Genomic DNA, 4,801 nt, shown 5'->3' on the forward strand with positions numbered 1-4,801 from the left:
CCCGGCGACCGCCCCGCCCCGGCGACCGCCGCGCCGACGCCACCGGGAAGTGCCCCGCCGTCCCGTCCGCGCCTCGCGCCGCCCCACGGATGGCCGCGCGGGGACGCGGCCGGGTGGGCCGCCGCTCCGCCGCCGGGTTTCCGGGCCCGCGGGCCCCTGGGATCAGCGCGCCGTGAGCAGAGAGGGGACGGGCAGCGGATACCGGGCGGCGGCGGCCCGGGCGCGTCCCCGGCGCACCTCGGCGGCCAGCCAGCGCAGGTAGGCGTCGACGCCGCCGCGGTGGCGCGGCCGTGACCACCGGCCGCGCGGGCCGCCGACCGGTGACCGCGACGCCCCGGCGGCGCCGGTAGCGGCCAGCATCACCGACCGTGGCGGCAGCAGATAGCGGCCACGCAGGTATTCGCCCAGCCAGCGGGCCTGCGCCTCGGCGAGCCGGACACTGTCGGTGACGCTGTCGGTGACGCTGATCGCCTCGGGGGCTACCAGCCGGGAGAGACGCCCACGGGCGGGATTCGCCTCACCTGACCGGTGCGTCAGGACAGCGCATCCGTACACCCCTTCCGTGTCCGGGTCGAAAACGCCGCCGAACAACGGCGACGGGACGGCGGACGGGCCGGCCGGCCGGTACTCGGCGGCCTGCCCGGCGCCAGGCGCGATGATTCCCCCGAGGAGCACCACGGCGTCCCAGCGGGTCGCCGGCTGGCCACCGACGCGGACGTCGAACGGCCGACGGTCGCCGTCCACCGGGCGGATCCCGTAGCCATCGCTGTCGAGCCTGGTGAACCGCCCGGCGAAGCCCCGCTCGTCCGGGAACTCCCCGCTGCCTGCGGGGGGCTCCTTGCCGGCCCCGGCGGGCTCCCCGGTGGACGAGGGGGGTGCCGCCGCCGGGCCGCCGCCCGCGTCGCGCGCCGCGCGATCGTGTGTCACGAACAGGTGCGCGTCCAGCCCGGAGTCGACGAGCGCGCGCAGCGCCGTCCCGGCGGCCGGGCCCGCGCCGAACACCGCTACCCGGGGAAGTTGAGCCACGATCGGCAAGGGTAGGCCACATCAGGCTGCCCGTGACAGCCCCCTACGGCGTTATTGCATTTTGTCCTTATTACACACTTTTTGCCCCTGCTATATCGTCCCGGCTGCGCTGTCGGGCCAGTGTCACCAGCCTGTGTCACCGGCCTGGCGCCACCGTCAGGTGGGCGGGCCGGCGGCGGCCCTGGGGCGGCGGCTGGCTCTCCTGCGCCCGCTGGCGTGGCAGTGTCATCAGAAGGCGCCGTGGGGCGTCCCGGGGGATCATCCGGGCTTCGGGCGCGGGCCTGGCAGGACGCGTCCTGGCAGGGCGTATCACGGCGTCCCGCGGCTCGGGAACCTGCCGTAGCCGACGGGGCAGCGCGAGCAGCGCGGTACGTGTCGCCCGTGCGCCCAGGCAGGCGGCGGTGTCCAGCAGCGGTGTGTCGGGCAGGCCGTAGAGGCGGCGGGCCCAGCCCGGCAGCATCCCGGCGGCGATCGCGCTCAGGGCGGACCACGCCGGGCGCGCGGGCGTGGTCCGCGACACCCACCGGGGCATGGGCGGCCGCAGGATGAACGAGATCATTTCGCGGGACTGCGGCGTCACCCGCAGGTGAGGACGCATCCGCGTGAAATAGTGGGCAACCGCGGCCTGGCTGTCCGGAACGTCCTCCGCCGGGATACCGATCAGCTCGGCGGCCCGCACCTGCTCGGCGAAGTAGGCGTCGGCCTGGCTGTCGGTGAGGCGCAGGCCGCATCGGCGGGCCGTCGAGAGGAAGGACTCGGCCTCGCTCACATGCACCCACAGCAGCAGTTCGGGATCGCCAGCCCGGTAGGGCCGGCCACTGGTGGGCTCGGTGCCACGGACACGCGTGTGCACGCGACGTACCCGTTCGGCGGCCTGCCGCGCCTGCGCGGTCGTCCCATAGGTGATCGTTTCGACGTAGGTGGCGGTACGCAGCAGGCGTCCCCACGGGTCGGCCCGGTAGGCGGAGTGCTGGGCGACGCCGGCCATGGCCAGCGGGTGCACGCCCTGCAGGAGCAGCGCGCGGATACCGGCGACGATCATGCTCGGATCGCCGTGCACCCGCCAGGTCACACTGGCCGGCCCGAACAGCCCGGCATCCGGTGCGGGGCCCGCGTCCGTGCCGCCGCTGTCGGCACCGCGGTTGCTGTCCGTGCCGCCGCCGCTGTCGGTGCCGTGGTCGTCGCTGGTGCCGCGGTTGCCGTCGGTATCGCTGTTGACGTTGGCGCCACTGCCCGTGCCGGCCGCCGGCCGCCACGGCGTGGATCGTGTCACGGCATCAGTGACTTCATGGGCTCGATGCCGTTGATCAATCACCTGAACATCCCCGTTTCTTACTCTCAGGAATCAAATAGAAACTAATGGTTGCACATTGACTACGATGGATGCATGCAGGGTGCGCTGCGTGTCTAGATTGTGATCAGATGGTGATGTAACGCGGGGCGATGCGCACATGCGCCGGTCCGAGCGGGTCGTTGCGCTGTCGCATGACCGGCGCCACGAACTAACGTGGCCCCATGAGCGTCGTGAAGATCAATGCACTGACCGTCCCGGCCGAGCTGCGGGCCACGCTGGAGCAGCGGTTCGCCGGCCGGGCCGGCATCGTGGAGGCCGCGGACGGTTTCGAGTGGTTCGAGCTGCTGCGGCCGGTGGAGGGCACCGACACCTACCTCGTCTACACGCGCTGGCGCAGCGAGGAGGACTTCCAGAAGTGGCAGGCGTCCAACGCCTTCCAGGCCGGGCACGCGCAGGCGGCGGCGGACGCCGCGGGTGCCCCGGCATCGGCCGGCCACCCCGGCGGCCACCCCGGCGGCCACCCCGGCGGTGGCCACCCAGGGGCTGGCGCGCCGGCCGGTCACGGCGGACCTGCTGGTCATCCCGGGGCCGGTGCGCCGGCCGCGGCCGCGGCCACGCTGTGGTCGTTCGAGGTCGTCCAGTCGGCCGCGCCCAGGAACGACAAGGCGTAGGCCGCGTCCCGCTACCCGAAGCCTCCCCGTCCGTAGGTGGAAGCCGTCACCAGGACAGCGGTTTCCACCTACGGCTTCCGCGTCTGTAGGTGGAAACCGCTGTCCTGACGGAGGTTCTCACCTACACCCTGCCGGTGGCTGGCGTCCTCGATCTCGCCCACGAACTCCTCGACCACGTCCTCGAGGGCGATGACGCCGCGGGTCGTGCCGTTCGGCCCGGGTACCCGGCCGAGATGGCAGCCGCTGCGCTGCATCAGGCGCAGGACCTCGTCCAGCGGCAGGTCGGCGCGGACCTCGGCCATCGGCCGCAGCCTGCGTGGCGGCAGCGGCTCGTCGCGGGCGTCGCCATGGATACCGATGACGTCCTTGGCGTGCACGAAACCGACGACTACCGGGCCCGGCCCGGCCGGGGCGCCACCGCCGGCGGCGCGCACCGGGAAGCGGGAGAAGCCGGTCTCGGCGACCAGCTTCTCCAGCTCGGACGCGGTCACCGACCACGGGACGGTCACGATCTCCGAGACCGGGATCATGATGGTGCCGGCGGCCCGCTCGGACAGCTCCAGCGCGCCGGTCAGCAGCTCGTGCTCGGTGTCCTCCAGCAGGCCCTGCCGCCGGGATTCCGCGATCATCGTCGCGAGCTGGTCCGGGGTGTAGGCGGTGCTCAGCTCGTCCACCGGATGGACGCGGACGAGCCGGACACATCGGTTGGCGACGGCGTTGAGAAAGACGATCAGTGGGCGGGTCAGGCCGGCGAACCGGAGCAGCGGCGGCGCGAGCCAGCGGGCTGCCTGCTCGGGGCCGGCCAGCGCGATGTTCTTCGGCACCATCTCGCCGAGCACGATGTGCAGGCAGGCGACGATCAGGAGCGCGAGCGCGAACCCGATCGGGTGGTGGAAGCCGCTGGGGACGCCGAGCCGGTCCAGACCCCCCTCGATCAGGTGGGCGATCGTGGGCTCGGCCACCGCGCCGAGCCCGAGCGAGCAGATCGTGATGCCGAGCTGGGAGGCGGCGAGCATCAGCGACAGGTTCCCGATCGCGGTCAGGACGCTCCGGGCCTGCTGGTCGCCTTCGGCCGCGGACGGTTCGACCTGGTCGCGACGGACCGAGATGACGGCGAACTCGGCGCCGACGAAGAACGCGTTGCCGGCCAGCAGGAAGATCGTGCCGACCAGATAGAGCAGGGTCATCGCCGTGCCTGCCCGCCCGGGCCGTCGGTGCCGCCGGTGTCATCGGTGCCGTGCGGGCCGTGCGGACCGTGCGGACCGTGTGGGCTACGCGGACCCGGACCGTGCGAGCCGGGCGGGCGGCCGGTGTGCCCGCTCCGGCGGGTCCGGGCCGGCTGGCCGGGCGGGCAGCCCGTCAGCCGGACACGGCTGACGCGATGATGGTCCATCTCCTCGACGGTGAGCAGATGTCCTTCGACATCGACCTGGTCACCCGGCTGCGGGATGCGCCCGAGCCGGTGCAGGACGATGCCGGCGACGGTCTCGTACGGGCCGTCGGGCAGCCGGACACCGGTCAGGTCGGCGACCTCGTCCGGGCGGAGCAGGCCGGACAGCGACCAGCTCCCGTCCGGCCCGGCGGTGGCGTCGGGCCTCTCCGGCTGGTCGTACTCGTCCAGGACGTGGCCGACGAGCTCCTCAACGAGGTCCTCCAGGGTGACCACGCCGGCGGTGCCGCCGTACTCGTCGATGACCACGGCGATCTGAAGGCTGTGCCCGCGCAGGGTGGTGAGCAGATCGTCGCAGCTCAGCGATGCCGGCACCACCACCGGAGCGACCATGAGCCGGCTGACCGGTGTGCTGCCGCG

5 protein-coding genes are annotated in these 4,801 nt (G+C 73.2%); 1 reads left to right on the plus strand and 4 read right to left on the minus strand.

Annotated elements, in window-relative coordinates; translation table 11 throughout:
- Positions 1–162: 162 nt before the first annotated feature.
- Both AC5LSR_RS22435 and AC5LSR_RS22440 read right to left on the minus strand, forming a co-directional pair.
- The gene (locus tag AC5LSR_RS22435; protein WP_493468961.1) at positions 163–1,026 is read right to left on the minus strand and encodes a hypothetical protein; all 864 of its coding nucleotides are present in this window, start codon (positions 1,024–1,026) and stop codon (positions 163–165) included.
- A 136-nt stretch (positions 1,027–1,162) separates the two neighbouring features.
- Positions 1,163–2,299, minus strand: coding sequence for an oxygenase MpaB family protein (locus AC5LSR_RS22440; RefSeq protein WP_250286312.1), 1,137 nt, complete (start codon positions 2,297–2,299; stop codon positions 1,163–1,165).
- A gap of 242 nt (positions 2,300–2,541) precedes the next feature.
- Here AC5LSR_RS22440 and AC5LSR_RS22445 point away from each other — a divergent pair, with 242 nt between their 5' ends.
- Positions 2,542–2,991, plus strand: a complete 450-nt coding sequence (locus tag AC5LSR_RS22445) for an antibiotic biosynthesis monooxygenase family protein (protein ID WP_250286314.1) — start codon at positions 2,542–2,544, stop codon at positions 2,989–2,991.
- 68 nt (positions 2,992–3,059) lie between these two features.
- Here AC5LSR_RS22445 and AC5LSR_RS22450 read toward each other — a convergent pair whose 3' ends face one another.
- Positions 3,060–4,178, minus strand: coding sequence for a hemolysin family protein (locus AC5LSR_RS22450; protein ID WP_493468958.1), 1,119 nt, complete (start codon positions 4,176–4,178; stop codon positions 3,060–3,062).
- A partial coding sequence (locus AC5LSR_RS22455) for a transporter associated domain-containing protein (protein ID WP_250286318.1) occupies positions 4,175–4,801 on the minus strand: 627 nt, incomplete at its 5' end. The genes AC5LSR_RS22450 and AC5LSR_RS22455, both read right to left, overlap by 4 nt.

The organism is Protofrankia sp. CiP1_Cm_nod4, assembly GCF_982290645.1.